The sequence below is a fragment of the Streptomyces sp. NPDC049627 genome, from assembly GCF_044465645.1.
Classification (GTDB): Bacteria; Actinomycetota; Actinomycetes; order Streptomycetales; family Streptomycetaceae; genus Streptomyces.
Genome location: NZ_JBITLW010000004.1, coordinates 168,722 through 187,571 on the forward strand (window position 1 = coordinate 168,722; position 18,850 = coordinate 187,571).

At 72.3% G+C, this 18,850-nt stretch carries 12 protein-coding genes and 2 pseudogenes; 9 read left to right on the forward strand and 5 right to left on the reverse strand.

What is annotated here, in order from left to right; all coding sequences use genetic code 11:
- Positions 1-3: 3 nt before the first annotated feature.
- On the reverse strand, positions 4-585 hold the full coding sequence (locus tag ACIBU0_RS12730) for a hypothetical protein (protein WP_398815961.1): 582 nt from the start codon (positions 583-585) through the stop codon (positions 4-6).
- Positions 586-720: 135 nt separating this feature from the next.
- Between ACIBU0_RS12730 and ACIBU0_RS12735 the strand changes: the two are divergent.
- Positions 721-1,710 (forward strand): annotated as a pseudogene (locus tag ACIBU0_RS12735) (beta-N-acetylglucosaminidase domain-containing protein); the annotation flags it as partial.
- 200 nt (positions 1,711-1,910) lie between these two features.
- On the opposite strand, the gene ACIBU0_RS12740 reads toward ACIBU0_RS12735, so the two are convergent.
- Positions 1,911-2,675, reverse strand: coding sequence for a sugar isomerase domain-containing protein (locus ACIBU0_RS12740; protein ID WP_398815964.1), 765 nt, complete (start codon positions 2,673-2,675; stop codon positions 1,911-1,913).
- Between the two features lie 183 nt (positions 2,676-2,858).
- Here ACIBU0_RS12740 and ACIBU0_RS12745 point away from each other — a divergent pair, with 183 nt between their 5' ends.
- From ACIBU0_RS12745 to ACIBU0_RS12770, 6 genes are all read left to right on the forward strand, one after another.
- Entirely contained in the window at positions 2,859-3,743 is an 885-nt protein-coding gene (locus ACIBU0_RS12745) for a MurR/RpiR family transcriptional regulator (protein WP_398815967.1), read from the forward strand.
- Between the two features lie 141 nt (positions 3,744-3,884).
- On the forward strand, positions 3,885-8,120 hold the full coding sequence (locus tag ACIBU0_RS12750) for an NEW3 domain-containing protein (protein ID WP_398815970.1): 4,236 nt from the start codon (positions 3,885-3,887) through the stop codon (positions 8,118-8,120).
- A complete protein-coding gene (locus tag ACIBU0_RS12755; protein ID WP_398815973.1) occupies positions 8,117-8,806 on the forward strand; it encodes a peptidyl-prolyl cis-trans isomerase in 690 nt (229 codons plus the stop codon). The genes ACIBU0_RS12750 and ACIBU0_RS12755 overlap by 4 nt, the downstream gene beginning before the upstream one ends.
- Before the next feature lie 127 nt (positions 8,807-8,933).
- Positions 8,934-10,307 carry an extracellular solute-binding protein gene (locus ACIBU0_RS12760; protein ID WP_398815976.1) on the forward strand — a complete coding sequence of 458 codons (1,374 nt, stop codon included), beginning with the start codon at positions 8,934-8,936 and terminating at the stop codon, positions 10,305-10,307.
- Between the two features lie 2 nt (positions 10,308-10,309).
- A complete protein-coding gene (locus ACIBU0_RS12765; protein ID WP_398815978.1) occupies positions 10,310-11,317 on the forward strand; it encodes a carbohydrate ABC transporter permease in 1,008 nt (335 codons plus the stop codon).
- Positions 11,314-12,198, forward strand: a complete 885-nt coding sequence (locus ACIBU0_RS12770; protein ID WP_398815981.1) for a carbohydrate ABC transporter permease — start codon at positions 11,314-11,316, stop codon at positions 12,196-12,198. The genes ACIBU0_RS12765 and ACIBU0_RS12770 overlap by 4 nt, the downstream gene beginning before the upstream one ends.
- Here ACIBU0_RS12770 and ACIBU0_RS12775 read toward each other — a convergent pair.
- Complete coding sequence (locus ACIBU0_RS12775; protein ID WP_398815985.1) at positions 12,188-14,437, reverse strand: glycoside hydrolase family 3 N-terminal domain-containing protein; 2,250 nt, start codon at positions 14,435-14,437, stop codon at positions 12,188-12,190. The genes ACIBU0_RS12770 and ACIBU0_RS12775 overlap by 11 nt on opposite strands.
- Positions 14,434-15,501, reverse strand: a complete 1,068-nt coding sequence (locus tag ACIBU0_RS12780) for a BadF/BadG/BcrA/BcrD ATPase family protein (protein ID WP_398815988.1) — start codon at positions 15,499-15,501, stop codon at positions 14,434-14,436. Before ACIBU0_RS12780 ends, ACIBU0_RS12775 begins: the two co-directional genes overlap by 4 nt.
- An 8-nt stretch (positions 15,502-15,509) precedes the next feature.
- Here ACIBU0_RS12780 and ACIBU0_RS12785 point away from each other — a divergent pair.
- Positions 15,510-16,804: pseudogene (locus ACIBU0_RS12785) on the forward strand (glycosyl hydrolase).
- Positions 16,805-16,831: 27 nt separating this feature from the next.
- Here the strand turns inward: ACIBU0_RS12785 and ACIBU0_RS12790 are convergent.
- Entirely contained in the window at positions 16,832-18,322 is a 1,491-nt protein-coding gene (locus ACIBU0_RS12790) for a glycoside hydrolase family 3 N-terminal domain-containing protein (protein WP_398815991.1), read from the reverse strand.
- A 118-nt stretch (positions 18,323-18,440) separates the two neighbouring features.
- On the opposite strand from ACIBU0_RS12790, the gene ACIBU0_RS12795 reads away from it, so the two are divergent.
- The gene (locus ACIBU0_RS12795; protein ID WP_398815993.1) at positions 18,441-18,782 is read left to right on the forward strand and encodes a CU044_2847 family protein; all 342 of its coding nucleotides are present in this window, start codon (positions 18,441-18,443) and stop codon (positions 18,780-18,782) included.
- Positions 18,783-18,850: the final 68 nt, after the last annotated feature.

Genomic DNA, 18,850 nt, shown 5'->3' on the forward strand with positions numbered 1-18,850 from the left:
GTATCAGCCCGTCTTCCACCCCCACGGCGTGTCCATCCGCTCCCACTCCGCGGCCCACTGATCCATCCGGCGCCGTTCCAGCCCCAGCCGTACCGCCCAGGCGCACCCGAGCACGACGCCGCCGGCGCCTCCGGCGGCCAGCACGCCTCCGGCGATGGAGTGCAGCAGGATCTCGGCCCCGGACAGCGGCTCGTTGACGACGGCACCGTGGCGGTCCGTCCACACGTCGACCTTGCTGCCGGCGTGCATCTTGGGCGGCACCCGTGCCTCGTCCGTGCGGACCGCGCCGTCCGGGTCGGTCCAGCGGACGGCGGCCCACACGAGATGGTCGGTGGTGACCCGCGAGGCCCCCGGGTCCTCCGCGTCCTTCACCAGTACGGCCGTCACCTTGCGGCTCCCGACCCGCTGCTCCTCGGCGGAGTGCGACACCGCGTCCGCCGCCGCGAGCCCCGCGAACAGGGCACCGACCAGCGCGAACAGCCATGCGCACAGGACGACCCACGCTTCGACGAGGTCACTGCGCCGCCTCAGCGGGCTGCGCCGCCACCGCCACAGCCGCACCCTCGGGCACCTTGACGCAGCCATGCCGACACCCCCTTGAGCACCGACGGCCTTGTATCCAGTGTGCGCCCCCTGTGGCGGCCTGCGCCTCCGGCGGGCTCATTGAATGATGCATTCATCATATCTAGCATCGCTCGGTGGATCTATTCACCCGGGAGGATTCGTGCTTCCATCCCTTCGTGTCAGACGTCCACGGCGCCCGCTGATATCGGCCGCCGCCCTGTTCCCCTCCACGCACGCTCGGACCGGCTCGCCGTCCCGGACACGGTCGTCCAGGTTGTCGGCCCGCACGCCGATGCCGCCGCCCAAAGCCTCGTCGCCTCGGTCCTGCGCGAGGCCGGCGCCCGGCGCATCGTCACCGTGCCCGCGGACGAGAAACCACCTCCCGCCGCCCTCACGGTCTACCTCGGCGGCCCCTCCGAGAACACCGCCACCGCGCGGGCGTTGAGACAACTCGCCGCCAAGTCCCGCGCAGGACTGCCCTCCGGCGGCTACACCCTCGCCTCCGGCCGCTCCCGGGACCGCGCCCTCGTCGCCCTCTCCGGCGTCGACACCACCGGCACCTTCTACGCGGCCCAGACCCTGCGCCAGCTCGTCACCCGGGACCGCGTGCCCGCGGTGACCGTCCGCGACTGGCCCACGGCCGGCCTGCGCGGTGTCATCGAGGGCTTCTACGGCACCCCCTGGTCGCACGCCGAGCGGCTCGCCCAACTCGACTTCTACGGCCGTACGAAGCAGAACGTGTACGTCTACTCCCCCAAGGACGACGACTATCTCCGCGCCCGCCGGCGCGACGCGTACCCGCCGGCCGAACTGGCGAGGCTGAGGGAACTCGTCGACCGCGCCCGCGCCAACCACGTCCGCTTCACCTACGCCCTCTCCCCCGGCCTGTCGGTCTGCTGCTCCTCCGCCGCCGACGCCAAGGCACTCACCGCCAAGTTCGCCTCGCTGTACGCCATCGGCGTGCGCTCGTTCGCCGTCCCGCTGGACGACATCAGCTACACGAAGTGGAACTGCGCCGAGGACGGGAAGGAGTTCGCCACGGGCGGCGCGGCGGCCGGTGCCGCGCAGGCGCATCTGCTCAACACCGTCCGGCAGGAGTTCTCGGCCGGCCACCCCGGTCTGGAGCCGCTGGCGATGGTCCCCACCACAGATCACCGTGGGCAGGTCGGCCTTCGATGTCACCCTGGACTGGAACGGCAGCACGGCGTACGTCACGACGGCCGACGGAAACGCCTTGGTGCCCGTCGATGTGGCATCCGGCAAGGCAGGGGCGCCTTTGACCACCGGCGCCTATCCACTCGGTGGCGCTGACCCCCTAGGGGCGCGCGGCGCCCCCAGCGGAGCGCCTAGCTCGCGGTGCGCCGGATCCGTCCGGCGTACCGCTTCTCCAGCTCCAGGTTGCCCTCGAAGCCGCCCGGCACATTGGCCGAGACGTACACCGGCGGGCGTTCCCCGGCGGCGAGGAGCAGGGCGGAGGCCTCGGCCACGGCCATCTGGACGAGCATCACGCCGGTCAGCGTGGACAGGGCGCAGACCGCCCCGCCCTCCGGGAGTGCCAGCAGCGCGTCGCCGCGCGGGGCCTGGTTGTCGAGGACGACGTCGGCGAGGTCGGCGAGCTTCTTGCCGCTCGCGTGTCCGGCCGGGACGGCGCGGGTGTGGGTCAGGGAGGTGACGGCGAGGACGCGGTGGCCGTGTTTCTTGGCGTGCAGGGCCATTTCCACGATGACGTTGTTGACGCCGGAGTTGGAGATCACCACGAAGAGGTCCTCGGGGCGCGGTGCGGCGAGGTCGTAGATGCGGGCGGCGACCCCGGGCCGGCGCTCCAGGAGCGGATCGTCGAGGACGCTCGGGGGCTCGCCGCCGAACAGGACGAGGTCGGCGATGCTCAGCCGGTTCGTCGGCACCAACCCACCGGCCCGTCCGGCGAGTTCGAGGACGATGGCCTGGGAGTGGCCGGTGCCGAAGGCCTGGATCACGCCGTCCGCGCGCACGCAGCCGGCGATCAGCTCGGCGGCGCGGGCCACGTCGTCGCGGGCGGACGCGGTCATGCGGTCGAGGACGGCCATGCTCTCGCGTGCGAAGCACCGGGCGCTCACGGACTCGTCGGACACGGGTCACTCCCCACTGGTGGATTGAACCACCTCGCACTACTGCATTGGTGAATCAATAAATCACAGACCGGATGGCATGGGCAACGAGCCGGGCCAATGAGGCCAGACAATGAGCGGGGCGCCCTCCGCATCGGTCCTGGTATTCAATCTGCAAGAGAACCGGTGGCTGATACCTTCTCCCCTATGCCCCCGACGGACGTCACCACACTGATCCGCACCGAGCTGCCCCGGCTGGCCGGCTCACTCCGCAAGGTCGGCGAGCTGATCCTGGAGGATCCGGCCGCCGTCACCCACTGCTCGGCCGCCGAGCTGGGCCGCCGCACCGGCACCTCCCAGGCGACGGTGACCCGCTTCTGCCGCGCCATCGGCCTCGACTCCTACCAGCACCTGCTGATCGAGCTGGCCCAGGAGCGCGGCCGCGGCGAGGTCTCCGACTGGGGCTCGGCCGAGATCGGCCCCGACATCTCGCCCGACGACAGCCTGGAGCGGGTCGTCCAGGTCGTCGGCAGCGCGGACCTGCGCGCGATCCAGCAGACGATCGACCGCATCGACCTCGACGCGCTGGAGCGCGCGGCCCAGGCCGTGGCCAAGGCCCGGCGCATCGACGTGTACGGCGTCGGCGGCAGCGGCGCGGTGGCGCAGGAGACGGAGACACGGCTGTTCCGCATCGGCTGCCAGGTCCGCGGCTGGACCGAGGTGCACGGAGCGGCCACCTCCGCGGCCCTGCTCACGCCGGCCGACGTGGCCATCGGCATCTCCCACTCCGGCGCCACCCGCGAGACCCTCGAACCCTTCGAGATGGCCAAGGAGCGGGGCGCCACCACCATCGCCATCACCACCGACCCGCGCTCGCCACTGGCCAGGGCCGCCGACATCCGGCTCATCTCGTCCACCTCGGAGACCAGCTTCCGCACCGGCAGCATCGGCGGCCGCCACTCCGTCCTGATGATCGTCGACTGTCTCTACGTCCGCGTCGGCCAGGTCTCCTACCAGCGCGCCAGCGCCTCCCTCGCGCTGACCGACCACATCACCCCGCAGCACGCGGTGAAGAACCGCCGGGCCCGGTGACCATCGCCCGGCCCCGACCCTGACCCAGCCCTGGCCCGGAATGTATGGATGAACCACCCGACAGCCCTCTGCATGGTTGTTTGAATCATCCGCCGATGCCAGGATGGGGCTCCCCCGAGCACGAGCACTCGTAGGAGCCCCATGCGCGTCACCTCTGTCGAGTCGACCGAGCTGTTCGTCGGCACCCCCGAGCAGCCGCATCAGGTGGTGGCGGCCCGGATCGAGCACCTCCCGGGCCGCACGGTCCGCCTCACCGTCGAAGGACCGGGCGTCCGCAGCGTCGGGGAGACGGTCGTCACCGTCGGCGACGACGGCACCGTACGCGCCGAGATACCGGTCGCGGGCGACAGCGGCCCCATGACGGTCATCGCAGCCGACGGTGACCAAGTCGCCGTCCGGACCGGCGAGTTCACCGCCGCCGAGCCCGGCTGGACCATGTTCATGGTCAGCCACTTCCATTACGACCCCGTCTGGTGGAACACCCAGGCCGCCTACACCGAGACCTGGGACGTCGCGGACGACCCCGCCACGACCGGCCTGCCCGCCCGCACCTTCGACTCGCGGGGCCGGTCCGGCATGAGCCTGGTGCGCGCCCACTGCGATCTGGCCCGCCGCGATCCGGCGTACACCTTCGTGCTCGCGGAGGTCGACTACCTCAAGCCCTACTGGGACGCCTTCCCGGAGGAGCGCGCCTTCCTGCGCCAGCTGATCCGCACCGGCCGCGTCGAGATCATGGGCGGCACCTACAACGAGCCCAACACCAACCTGACCGGCGCCGAGGCGACCGTACGCAACGCGCTGTACGGCGACGGCTTCCAGCGCGGGATCATCGGAGCGTCACCGGAGACGGCCTGGCAGCTGGACGCGTTCGGGCACGATCCGCAGTTCCCGGGGCTGATGGCGGACGCGGGGGTCAGCTCCAGTTCGTGGGCGCGCGGCCCCTTCCACCAGTGGGGGCCGACCCTCTCCGTGTTCGGCGAGGAGCCGCGCGACCCGAACCGGATGCAGTTCCCGGCAGAGTTCAGCTGGATCGCCCCGTCCGGGCGCGGGCTGCTGACCGCCTATATGGTCAACCACTACGGCGCCGGCTGGGCGATCGACAACGCGCCGACCCTGCCCGAGGCGGAGGCGGCCGCGTTCAAGCTGTTCAAGGGGCTGAGGCAGGTCGCCCTCACCCGCAATGTGCTGCTGCCGGTCGGCGGTGACTACGCGCCGCCCTGCCGCTGGGTGATGGACATCCACCGGGACTGGAACGCCCGGTACGTCTGGCCGCGCTTCATCAGCGGCATCCCCCGGGACTTCTTCGCCGCCGTGCGAGCGGAGCTGGAGTCCGAGGGCCGCACGGCGTCTCCGCAGACGCGGGACATGAACCCCGTCTACACCGGCAAGGACGTCTCCTACATCGACACCAAGCAGGCCCAGCGCCACGGCGAGACGCTGCTCGCCGACGCGGAGGCCTGGGCGACGCTCGCCTCGCTGGTGACCGGGCACCCGTATCCGGACGCGGCGCTCGACAAGGCCTGGCGGCAGCTGATCTACAGCGCCCATCACGACGCCATCACCGGCTCGGAGTCCGACCAGGTCTACATCGACCTGCTCACCGGCTGGCGCGAGCTGTACGACCTCGCCGAGGCCGTGCACGCCGACGCGACCGACGCCCTGGCCGGCCGGGTCGCCCGACTCCCCGGCGGTACACCGGACCTGGTGGTCTTCAACGCGGCGACCTGGGAGCGCCGGGACGTGCTGGCGGTCGAGGACCCCGGGCTGGTCCCGCTGGACGACACCGGGCTGCCCCTGCCCGCCGTACGGGAGGACGGCGAACTCCGGGTCGTCGTGCCGGAGGTGCCGGGCATGGGTCTCAAGGCACTCCCGCTCGCCGGGGGCACGGTCCCCGAGTGGACGCGCGGCGAGGGCGCCACCATCCGCAACGAGTTCTACGAGGTGACGGTCGACCCCGCGCGCGGAGGCGCCGTCCGCAGTCTGCGAGCGCTGAGCGAAGGCGAGGGCGGCCGGGAACTGCTGCGCCCCGGCGACATCGGCAACGAACTCGTGGTCCAGGAGGAGTACCCGAGGCACCCGCGCTTCGGCGAGGGCCCCTGGCACCTCACCCCCACCGGCACCACGGCCGCCCGCAGCCGGGACGTCACGGCCGACATCGATGTCGAGCACTCCCCCGCCGGATCGCGGATCACCGTCCGCGCGGATCTCGGGTTGTTCCGATACACCCAACAGCTGACCCTCTGGAGGGGCGTCGACCGCCTCGACCTCACCACCACCCTCGACGGCTACGACGGCGCCGACCGCCTCATCCGGGTCCGCTGGCCCTCCGACGTGCGCGGCGGGCTGCCGGTGCACGAGGTGGCCGACGCGGTGATCGGGCGCGGGTTCGGGTTCGTGGAGGTGGACAGCGAGCGGTTCCCGTGGACGCTGGACAATCCGGCCAACACCTGGTTCGGGCTGGGGTCCACCGCGCGGGTCGCGGTGGCCGACGCCTCCGGGCAGCCCCTCGGCGAACGGTCCATCGGTGTCGCCGAGTTGGTGTACGCGTCCTGGGACGACGCCGGTGAACTGGGCACCGCGCTCGCGGCGGCCCTGGTGCGCGTGGGCGTGACGGCGACCTCGACGATCGCCGGGGGCCCGCGCTACGGCGATCTGGAGGTCGACTCCAATCTGCCCGACATCCGGATCGCGGTCGGGGCGCCCGAACACAACTCCGTGGTCGCCGAGGCCCTCGGCTGGGACCCGGCGGCCGGCCGCGAACTGCGCCGGCAGCTCGCCGAACGAGGGGTGGCCGCCGTCTGGGTCGCCCCGCGCGCCTCCCTGCGGGAGGAGTGGGTGCCCGGCGCCGACCTGCGCGACCTGGAGCGGCTGCCGCTGCTGGTGGTGGCGGGCGCCCGCCCCGAGGACGACGCCAAGGCCGTCGACGCGCTGATCGCCGACCTGGACGACGCGGTCCTGCGGGCCACGGCGGCGGGCGGCGGCGAGGCCCTGCCGCCCGGGGACGCGTGGGACGGGCGCAGCTTCGCCGTCCTGAACCGCGGGACGCCGGGCTGTGTGGTGACGTCGTCGGGCGACCTCTACATGTCCCTGATGCGCTCCTGCACGGGCTGGCCCTCCGGCATCTGGGTCGATCCGCCCCGGCGTACCGCGCCCGACGGGTCCGCCTTCCAACTCCAGCGCTGGTCCCACACCTTCGCGTACGCGGTGGTCGCGGGCTCGGGCGACTGGCGGGAGCTGCGGCTGCCGCAGGCCGGGCATGCCTTCAACCATCCGCTGACGGCCCGGCTGCGGCAGACGGCCGCCGAGGATGCCGTACTGCCCCGGAAGGCGGTGCTGCTGGGTCTCGAACCTGCCGGCGAGGTGCTGCTCGACGCGCTCAAGCCGGCCGGGTCGCCGCTCGCTCGGGGCAGCGTGGCAGCGGCGGATCCGGGGAGCGGGGTCGTCGTGCGGATGCACGAGGTGAACGGGCGGCCGGTGCGGGCGCGGGTGCGCGGGCCGCGGGAGTGGACGGACGGGGCGCGGGCGGACGTGCTGGAGAGGCGGGGGGAGCCGCTGACGCCGGACGGGCAGGGGGTGCTGGCGGCCGGGCTGACCGGCTTCGAGGTGGCCACGGTGCCGGCCACGCCCGCCGAGGGCCCGAAGACCTCGCCCGGCGCCGGCATCTGCGCCCACGAACCGGCCCAGCCCGTCCCCACCCGCTACTGGCTCCACAACTCCGGCCCCGCCCCGCGCGGCAACATGCCGGTAGCGGTCTACGTCTCCCCCACCACCCTCACCGTCGCCGACGGCCCCGTCACGGCGACGGTCCGGGTCAGCTCGGAACTGACCGACGCGTCGGCCTCCGGCACGGTCACCCTGCACGTCCCGCCCGCCTGGTCCGTGACGCCCTCCGAACTGCCGTACGCGCTGGGCCCCGGCGGGTTCACGGTCGCCGAGATCACGGTGGCACCCCCGCCCGACGCCGAGCCCGGCCGGCACTGGCTCGCCGCACGACTGGCGTACGGCGGGCAGACGTACGAGGACGTCGTGGCGCTGGACGTAGCGCACGGGCACACCGGTCCCACGCTCGTCACGGCACTCGGAGTCGAGCGGATCAGCGTACGCCGGGGTGAACGGGCCCGAATCCCGGTGACCCTCCGCAACCGGACCCGGGGGCCGGTGAGCGGCGCCCTGTGGGCCGTCTCCTCGTGGGGAACCTGGGCGGGCGTGGCCCCCGGCTGCCAGGGATTCACCGTGGGCGGCGGGGAGCAGACGGAGTGCGCGATCGAGGTGGACGGCGGGTCGGTGCCGCCGGGGTCGTACTGGCTGATGGTCAAGGTCGGCTGGCACGGCTGCGTGGCGTACACGGAGGCCGTGGAGCTGGAGGTGACGCCGTGACGGGGAAATACGCGGCTCGAGTGCTCGGTGAGGTGGTCCCCAGGGAACGTGTGGACGCCTTCCTGGATGCGGTTCCGCCCCGCGACCGCGACACCCGTCCGGAGGCGCTTGCCCGGGCCGAGCGGCAGCGACGCCGTTGGGGGACACAAGTCGTGGTGACCGACGAACTCGCGCGGCGGGCCTGTGCGGAGCGTGGGCTGATCGGACGCGGTCCGGCGACGCCCTCAAGGGGCGCGGGGAACTGCGCGACCAGCCACGACGGCGGCGCACCCGATCGACGGCATATCGCGGCACCCCCCGCGGAGCGCGACGTCGCGGACCTCGGCAGCATCGTCGCCGCCGCCCTCGCCCACTCCCCCGCCGCGCGCCTGCTGCTCGCCGAGCTGGAGAGCGAGCAGCACGTCCCCGAGGCGGCCGTACACGACTACTACGACCGCAACCGCGACCGCTTCCTGACCCCCGACGCACTCAGGCGCGGTGTCGACCCCTTCGGCGCCATCGCCGCGCCCGCGGACTTCCTGCCGTACGAGCACGTCCGCGAGGACATCACGGGCGAGCTGCGCAGGGCGGCCGGGCGGCGGGCCTTCTTCGACTGGCTGGACCGGGCACGGACCGGGGTCGAGTACGCCCCGGGGCACGAGCACCCCGGCGACCCCTCGCACCCGGATCACGAGCACCGGCACTGAGCGCCCCGCACAGGCCCGCGGGACCCAAACGCAACACGGCAAACCATTGACCTCCGATGAATTCTGGTCCACATTTTCATCAATCCGATTCCAAGTTGGTGATTTGAACCAGCCAGGAGGGCAGCACATGCGCGCGAGAAGACTGACCGGATCCCTTGCCTGTCTCGTGGTCCTGACTCTGACGGCCGCGGGATGCGGCCTGTCCGGCGGTTCCGGCAACGGGGAGGCCATGGCCGGCGGCTGCAAGGTGGACAAGGGCAACGTCGGGTCCGGCAGACTCACCGGGGACGTCAAGGGCAAGATCACCTTCCAGACGACCAACTTGAAGAAAGACTTCGGCGGGTTCTTCAACGGGGTGATCAAGTCCTTCGAGAAGGCCCACCCCGGCACCGAGGTCAAGTGGATCGACGACCCGGGCGACAACACCTTCACCACGCGCACCGTCGCCGACGCCCAGGCCTGCACGATGGCGGACGTCATCAACGTCAACGCACCGACGGCGACGGCCCTCACCAAGGCCGGCTACCTGCTCGACGTCGGCACCAAGGACCCCGACGCGTACAAGCCCTTCGTCCCGTCGTTCTGGAAGTCCGGCACCTTCAAGGACGCCTCCGGCAAGTCGGTCCACACCACGCTGCCCTGGTACACCGGAGGGGTCGTCCTGACGTACAACAAGGACCTGCTGAAGAAGGCCGGAATAGACCCGCGGAAGCCGCCGACGAGCATCTTCGGGCTGTTCGCCGACTACGAGAAGATCGCCAAGGCCTCCGACGGAACGTTCTACGCCACGATGGCCAACCCGATCTGGCGCATCCCGTCCGACTTCGACCAGATGGGCATCAAGGTCCTCTCCGCCGACGGCAAGTCCGCCGTCTTCGCCGACGACCCGCGCACCACCCAGTGGGTCGCCTGGATGGCGAAGCTGTACAAGGCGGGCGCGATGCCGAAGGACTCGCTGTCCTCCAGCAACGACCCGTCCACGCTCTACAGCCAGGGCAAGGTCGCGTACGGCTCGACGAACCCGAGCTTCGTGCGGTTCGTCAAGCAGAACAGCCCGTCGGTCTACGACAGGACGGCCGTGGGCCAGCAGCCCTACGACGCGCTCGGCCGCGCCTCCGCCGGTGCCCCGCAGTACATCTCGGTCGCCGCGACCAGCAAGAACGCGTCCACGGCGCTGTCGTTCGCGGAATTCCTCACCAACGCCGAGAACCAGACGGCCTGGTGCCAGGACCCCAACGTGGTGATCTTCCCGACCACCACCCGGTCGCTCAACGACCCGTTCTTCCAGAACGTCACCGGAGACGACCCGTTCTCCCGGGCCCGCAAGCTCGTCGCCGACCAGCTCAAGACGGCCGACACCAACCAGACCAACCTCTCCCCGGCCGTGCAGAACGCCATCGTCTCCCAGGTGCAGCTGGCCATGCAGGGCAAGAAGAGCGCCGCGGACGCGGTGAAGGACGCCCAGGCGAAGGCGGACGAGCTGCTGAAGCAGGGCAGCTGACGGTGACGGCACAGATCACGAAGCCGGTGCCCCTGCCCGGCGCGGAGCGCACAGCCTCCGCGCCGGGCGCGCGCCCCTCCCGCCTGCGCGTACTGCTGCCGGGGCCCGCCGCCGACGCCAACGGGGCGGCCATGTACCGCCGTTGGTGGCTGCCCTGGCTGTGGACCGCGCCCGCGATCGGGTGCGCGGTGGTGTTCGGGGTGTACCCGTTCATCAACACCGTGCTGCTGTCGTTCACCGACGCCAAGCCGCTGGGCGGTGCCGCGGGTTTCGTCGGACTCGACAACTACACGCGGATGCTCCAGGACGACGACTTCTGGCTCGCGACCCGCAACAGCATCCTGTACGCACTGATCGTCGTCCCGCTGATGGTGCTGCTGCCGCTGCTGCTGGCCGTCCTGGTGGAGAAGAACCTGCCCGGCATCGGCTTCTTCCGCTCCGCCTTCTACACGCCGGTGCTGGCCTCCAGCGTCGTCGTCGGCCTGAGCTGGCAGTGGCTGCTCGCGGACGACGGCCTGGTCAACACCTGGCTGGAAAAAGCCCACTTGATCAGGTCGGCGATCCCGTTCCTGTCGGACTCCTGGCTGATCCTGCTGTCCGCGATGGGCCTGACCCTGTGGAAGGGCCTCGGCTGGTACATGGTCTTCTACCTGGCCGCACTCGGGAACGTGCCCAAGGAGCTGCACGAGGCGGCGGCCATGGACGGCGCCGGCGCCGTGCGCCGCTTCTGGCACATCACGGTGCCCGGCGTGCGGCAGGCCATGATGCTCGTCGGCACGCTCACCGGCATCGGCTCGCTGAGGGTGTTCACCGAGATCTACATGCTCGGCAGCTCCACCGGCGGCCCCGGCGGCGCCGACCGCACCCTGCCCTTCTACATCCGGGACGTCGGCCTGGACCCGATCACCGGCAACGCCGGTTACGGCTCGGCCGTCAGCGTGGCCCTGTTCCTGCTGACGCTGGGGCTGACCCTACTGGCGCAGCGCCTGACGAAGGAGGACGAGGCATGACGACGACCGCCGTCGCGCCCAAGGGCCGCCGCCTCATGCCCCGTTGGCGGGACTACGGCCGCCCCCGCGAACTGATCGTCCGCTATCTGCTGCTGTTCCTCGTCCTCGGCCTCACCGTCGGCCCGTTGCTGTGGCAGCTGCTGGCCTCGCTCAAGAGCACGAGCGAGGACGTCTTCGGCGCGAACGCCACCCTGCTCCCGCACGACCCGACCCTGCGCGCCTACCGGACGGTCTTCGACCAGGTGCCGGTGGCCACGTACATCAGGAACAGCCTGATCGTGGTCGTCCTGTCGATCACCAGCCAGCTGGTCTTCTCCACCACGGCCGGCTACATGCTCTCCAAGCCCGGCTGGAAGGGCCGCAAGGCGGTATGGGTGGTCCTGGTCGCCTCCATGATGTTCCCCTTCGAGTCGATCATGGTGTCGCTGTTCCTCAGCGTCCGCGACCTGGGCCTGGTGGACAGCCTGGCCGGCGTGTGGCTGCCCGGCTTCGTCGGCGCCATCAACGTCCTGCTCATGCGCGCCGCGTTCCTCGCGGTCCCGCGTGAGATCGAGGACTCGGCCATGCTCGACGGCGCGAACGAGTGGCAGCGCTTCCGGCACCTCTATCTGCCGTCCGCGTGGGGCGCCGTCCTGGTCGTCGTCATCAACACCTTCATCAGCGCCTGGGACGACTTCCTGTGGCCGCTGATCGTGCTGCGCTCCGAAGGCAACATGACCCTGACGCTCGGTCTGTCGCGGCTGCAGAGCTCGTCGTTCGGCTACGACCAGCGGATGGTGATGGCCGGTTCGGTGATCTCCGTGATCCCGGTGCTGGTGCTGTTCGTGATCACCCAGCGGTGGTTCTACAAGGGCGTGTCGGCGGGGGCCGTCAAGCTCTGAGGTCCAGCGGCAGCGGTACGGCGGTCAGCGCGTCCCGCGACGACCGAGCCACCCTGATCTCCACGACGTCGGCGCCGGCCGGCCGGTCGGCGCCGAGGCGTACCGCGACCGTCCGGCGCTCGCCCGGTGCCAGGCCGACACCCTCGAACGCACACAGTTCGAGGGTGCGCGGCCAGGTGGTCGTGATCAGCCTGCGCAGATACACCTGGACGACGCAACGCCCGTACCGCTCCCCGGTGTTGGCGACGTCGACCTCGACCGTGCGCCCCCGTGCACGTGGCTCGCCGAATGCGAAGCTCGTGTACGACAGCCCGTGCCCGAAGGAGAACTGCGGCTCGGCGCTCTCGTCCACGTATCCGCCGTACTCGGTGTCCTTGTGGTTGTAGTAGACGGGAAGTTGGGACGCCGAGCGCGGGACCGAGAGGGGGAGACGTCCGGTGGGCTCGGCGAGCCCCCACAGCACCTCGGCGATCGCCTCCCCGCCCCACGGGCCGGGATACCAGGCGGTGAGCAGGGCTCCCGCCGTGTCGGGCACGACGTGCGGGCGCCCCTGGATCAGCACGACGGCCGTGGGAGTGCCGGTCGCGACGACCGCATCGAGCAGTGCGTACTGGGCGGCGCCCAGCCGCAGCCCCGCCAGGTCGGCACCCTCGCCGCAGGTCATCTCGGAAACGGTGCTCAGGGCCGCCCCGTTGGCATCGAACTCGGTCTCGGGCGTACGAGCGCTGCTGCCCCCCAGGACGAGCACGGCCAGATCGGAGGCGGCGGCCGCGGCGACCGCCTCGGGGATGTCGGAGAGGTCGCCGCCGGTCAGGGCGCAGCCCCGGGCGTGCCGGATGCCGACGCCGGGCGGGGCGAGTCGCCGCAGGGATTCGAGCACGCTCACACCCTCGCGCTGGGGTGCCGTGTAGTCGCCCGACTGGTGGGCGGTGGTGCCGGATTGGGGGCCGATCACCGCGATGCGGGAGACATGCTCGCCGATGGGCAGCGTTCCGTCGTTGCTCAGGAGCGTGACGGCGGCACGGGCGAGTTCCTTGCTGAGGTCCTTGCCGACGGTCGGCGCGGGTGCGGTGGCCGTCCGCTGCGGGTCGAACAGCCCCAGGCGGAACTTGAGGCGCAGGACGCGGGCGACGGCGGCGTCGAGAGCCGTCTCGCTGACCAGCCCCCGTTCGACCGCCTCCGCCAGGTGCGTGAACCCCTCGTCCCAAAGGCTCAGATCCACACCTGCGTTGAGCGCGAGGGCGCCCGCGGACATCCTGTCGCCGGTGATGCGGGCCAGCCGGTCCACGGCGAGGCCGTCCGCCATGACGATGCCGTCGAAAGCCCACTGCTCGCGCAGCAGTCCCGTGAGGAGGTCACGGTTGCCGGAGCAGGGCATGCCGTCCACCTCGTTGTACGCGGCCATGACGGCGGCGGCTCCGGCACGGATCCCGGCGCGGGCGGCGGGGAGGTGGATCTCGTGCAGCTCCCGCAGGCCGAGTTCGGACTCGGCGGAATTGCGGCCGCCGACGGTGGCGCCCTGTCCGGCGAAGTGCTTGAGGACGACGGGGGCCCTGTCCGGGGCGAAGGAGGCGTCCGCAGGTCCCTGCATTCCCCGGACCAGCGCCTCCGTCAGCCGCGCCGCCAGATGGGGATCCTCGCCGAAGCACTCCTCCGTACGTCCCCATCGGGGGTCGCGGACGATGTCGAGGGCGGAAACGAGGGCGACATGGCCGCCGCGGGCCCGCAGCTCGGCGGCGGCATGCGCGGCGGCACGCTCGTACAGCTCGGGGTCCCAGGTGGCGCCCACGGCCAGGTTGACGGGCAGGACAGTGCCGTCGAGGGCCATGTGGCCGTGCGGCACCTCCTCGACGAAGAGCGCCGGTATGCCGAGCCGGCTGCGCTCGACGACATGCCGCTGCACCAGCTCGGCGAGGGCCGCGCCGTCCTCGGCGCCGGGTCCGTCGGGGTGGTCGACGCCGGACCAGGCGTCGGCGCGCTGGAGTCCGTAGAGGGCGCCGAGCCCTTCGAAGCGGTCGGTCTCGGCGTACAGGGCCTCGGTGAGTTCGAAGCCGCCGTCGGGGGTGCGGCGGTAGGCGTGCCAGCCGTACATCCGCTGGTTGAGCTGGCCGGCCTTCTCACGCAGGGTCATGCGGGGCAGCAGGTCGCGGACGCGGGCGTCCACGGGGGCGGTGGGATCGCGGTAGAGCGGGGTCGGCGGGAGGTCGGCCGGGTGCCGCCGCGCGGCGAGCCCGCTCATCCCTCGTACCCCAGACGGGCCAGGGCGACGGCGCCCCGGCAGCCGTCGGCCACCCGGTCGAGCGTCAGCCCGAGGGGGTGCAGCCGGGCGGTGAGCCGTGCGTTCAGCGGTCCGTCCGGGCCGAGCAGGCCGCCGGTCGCGACGATCCGCTCGCCGGAGCGCGGCTCCAGGGCGCGGAGCGTGGTGGTGAGGTGATCGGCCGCCGCGTCGAGGATCCCGGCGGCGATGACGTCCTTGTCCCGGGCGGCCTCGGTCACCAAGGGCGCGAGGCGGGCGAGGTGGACCGGCGGCTCGGCCATGACGGCCGGGAGCACGTGCATGCGGTAGGCCTCGCGCCGGGCCCGCGTCCAGGACCTCTCGTGGTGCGACGTGCGGGGGCCTTCGGCGTACGACGCGCGAGGGCCTTCGGCGTACGGCCTCGGAGCCTCGCCCGGCAGGACGTCCTCGGGCACGCCCAGCGCCCGCCCGACCGACGCGGCCAGTGCCGTCGGCCCGCCCCGCCCGTCCGCCATACGCAGCGCCACCCGTACCGCCTCGCGTCCGATCCAGAAGCCGCCGCCGTCGTCGCCGAGCAGCCAGCCGTCGCCGCCGGCGGTCGTGGTGCACGCGCGTGCGGTGATGCGCGCCGCGACGGCGCCGGTGCCCGCCACCAGGGCGAGGCCGTCGGCGGGGTGGCCCGGCGCGGAGGCGAACGCGGCCTCGATGTCGCTGTGGATCTCCACCGAGGCGGCGTCGATGCCCAGCCGGCTCAGCGCCACGGTGAGCGCGGCGTGCGCCTTGACGCGGCCCGGCTCGTCCGGAGCGGTCCGCGAGGCGCCGGCGAACCCGCCCGCGACGGCCACGACACGGCTGCGCAGCGCTTCCGGGACGGCGTGGGCGAGAGCCTCGGCGAGGTGCTCGGTGAGCTGGGCGCCGGGCACGGTCAGGGCGTTGCCCGGGCCGCCGACGCCTTCGCCCTCGGGACCGCCGTCGCGCAGCGGCGCCAGGACGGCGCGGGTGCGGGTGCCGCCGGCGTCCAGGCCGACGACGTACAGCGCCGAGGTTTGGTTCAAATCACTATTCATTGGCGCCCATGGTGGTTGATACATTCGCGAAGGACAAGGACCGGACAAGGACCGGACAAGGACCGGACCCGAGGAGGATCCCATCCACACGCTCCGCTTCGGCGTCAACTACACGCCCCGCCACGGCTGGTTCCACTCCTGGCACGACTTCGACCCGGCACGCGCGCGTGCCGACCTCGACCAGATAGCGGGCCTGGGCCTCGACCACGTCCGTGTCTTCCACCTCTGGCCGCTGCTCCAGCCCAACCGCACCCTCGTCCGCACCACCGCCGTCGACCAGCTCGTGCGCCTGGTCGACCTGGCCGGCGAGGCCGGTCTCGACGTCCTCGTGGACGGCGTGCAGGGCCATCTGTCGAGCTTCGACTTCTACCCGGAGTGGACGCGCAGCTGGCACCACCGCAACGTGTTCACCGACCCGGAGGCCATCGACGCCCAGGCCACCCTCCTGCGCACCCTCGGCCGCACCCTCGCGGGCCGCCCCCATCTCATCGGCCTCCAGCTCGGCAACGAGCTCAACAACCTGGTCGAGCACAACCCGGTGACGGCGGACCAGGTCGACCACTACCTCGACACACTGCTGGCCGCCGCCCGGGACGGGCTCGGCGCGGGCCGCGGCCTGGTCACGCACTCGGCGTACGACGCCGCCTGGTACGGCGACGACCACCCCTTCACTCCCGAGGCCTCGGCCCGCAAGGGCGACCTGACCACCGTCCACCCGTGGGTGTTCTCCGGTGACTGCGCCCGCCGCTACGGCCCCCGCTCGCCGCAGGTCCACCATCTCGCCGAGTACGGCACCGAACTGGCCAAGGCGTACGCCACCGACCCCGCACGCCCCGTCTGGGTCCAGGAGACGGGCGCGCCCGAACCGCACATCCCGGCCGCCGACGCGCCGGACTTCGCCCGCGCCACCGTGCGCAACGCGGCCGAGTGCGCCGGGCTGTGGGGCGTGACCTGGTGGTGCTCCCACGACGTGGACCGGTCGCTGGCCGACTTCCCGGAACTGGAGTACACCCTGGGCCTGTTCGACTCCTCCGGCCGGCCCAAGCCGATCGCGGAGGCACTCGCCGAGACCGTCGCCGACCTGCGCGAGGCGAACCGCTCCGCGCCGCCGCGCGAGACCGCCCTGGTCCTGGACTGCACGCCGGGCACCCGGTCGGTGTCCGGTCCGGGCGGGGCGTACTTCGAGGCATGGATGCGATTGCGGGCGGAAGGGGTTCGCCCGGCGGTGGTCCTGGCGGAGCGGGCGCAGGACGCGGAGTACCTGGCGGCGCGAGGAATCAAGGAGGTCGTACGACCGTCCTGAGCGCCGTAGGAACGAGGGCCTCCGGCCTCAGACGCCCGCCAGCGCCTCGGCGACCGCCCGCAGGTTGACGCGCCCGCGCCCGTACGAGCACAGGGCGCCGCCCTCCGGCAGCCCGGTGTCCACCCGGACCGCGTCCGGCCGCCGGGCCAGCAGGCCGTCCCGCAGCCGCGCCTGCCAGGGATGAAGCCCCGCGTCGCAGGTGGCGACGACCAGGGGTGCGGTGCCGCAGTGGCGCAGGATTCCGTCGACGAGGGCGTCCGGATCCGCGCCGCACTCCCCGGTCACCGCCGTCCCCGTCGCCGTGGGGTCGACGGCGCGGACCTCGGTCAGCAGGTCCTCGCCGCCCCAGTTGAGCGCGGGGTGCGGCGGCGGGAAGAGGTCGACGACATGGGCTCCGCGCACGGCGGGCGGCACCCCCCGACTGCGCACGGCGCGCCGCGCGGCCGTGAGACCGGCCTTCGCGTCCCACGCGGCCACCTCGGCGGGCGGCGTCGCATAGCGGGCGGCGAGCCGCCGCACCCGCCCGGCGGCCTCCTCGATGCGCTCCTGGGCGAGCAGCCCACTGCGCAGCGCGTCGAGCACCGCGTCCCGGCAGGCCAGCGTGACCTCCAGGTCGCCCACCGCGACGATGACCTGGTCGGCCCCGGCGGCGAGGGCGATGCGCGCGCCGGCCGCCTCGCCGTACGCGTCGGCGATCGCCTTCATCTCCAGCGCGTCACTGACGAGGACGCCGTCGAAGCCGAGGTCGTGGCGGAGCAGGTCGCCCAGGATGCGGCGGCTGAGGGTGGCGGGACGATTCGGGTCGAGCGCCGGGAAGACGACATGGGCGCTCATCAGCATCGGCACGCCCGCGGCGACGGCCGCGCGGAAGGGTTCGAGGTCGGCGCGGAGCTCGTCGTACGTCCGCGGGTCGACCGCCATGCCGTGATGGCTGTCGGTGACGGTGCCGCCGTGGCCGGGGAAGTGCTTGGCGCACGAGGCTATGCCGCGGGCCTCGGTGGCGGTGATCCAGGCGCGCAGATGGCGGGCGGCGAGCTCGGGGTCGGCGCCGAAGGAGCGGGTGCGCACGATCGGGTTGTCCGGGCGGTGCTGGAGGTCGGCCACGGGGGCGTAGGAGGCGGTGATGCCGAGGGTGGCGAGATGCCCGGCGAGGGCGTCGGCGCAGCGGGCGGTGAGGTTGGGATCGTCGACGACACCGAGGGCGTAGGAGCCGGGGACCTCGGGGGCGCCGGCGCTCACCAGGTGGCCGATGCCGCCGCCCTCGTTGTCGATGGCGACCAGGAGGTCGGGGCGTAGGGAACGCAGCTCGTCCGTGAGACGGCGCACCTGCTCCGCGTCGCGCACGTTGCGCGTGAACAGGATGACCCCGCCCAGGCCGCGGTCGATGAGCTCCTTGAGGGCGTCCGGCACGCTCGCGGCCCCGTCGAACCCGGCGACGAGACAGCGGTGGGCGGCTTCGTCCAGGTCGGCGGGGAGTGCCGCGGTCGCCCGGAGAGAGGCGTGCTCGAAGTGACTCACCCCGGCAATGCTCTGGCTCGGTCAGCCTAAAGTCAACCTTCCGATGGTTGGATGATTCACCACAGGGAAAATCCTTGACCCGCGGACAGCGCATCGAAGCCTGTGCCAGGTTGTGCGCATGACGAACCGGTTGCTCCCCGTTCGCGTGGGTGACGTCGAACTGCTGGTCGAGACCGTGGCCGTGCCCGGCTCCGAGCCCACCTCGAGGATGCGGGACGCGGGACGGCAGGTCGTGGACTCCTTCGACCACGCCCGCGACGCGGTCGTGGAGATCGCGACCTCCGCAGCGCAGGCCGTCGGACGGCTCAGGGAGCGGGCGGCCGCGCCCGAACAGGTCGAGGTCGAGTTCGGGTTGAAGTTTTCGGCCCAGGGGAATGTCATCGTGGCCGGCACCTCTGGAGAGGCCTCGCTGCTGGTGCGCATGACCTACCGCGCTCAGACCGAGGACGCACAGCCGTAGCGCGCCGCAGAACCGAGTCCCGGCCGGGGGTGGGATGAGCCGTTTGTCCAGTCGCTCACGCGTCCCCG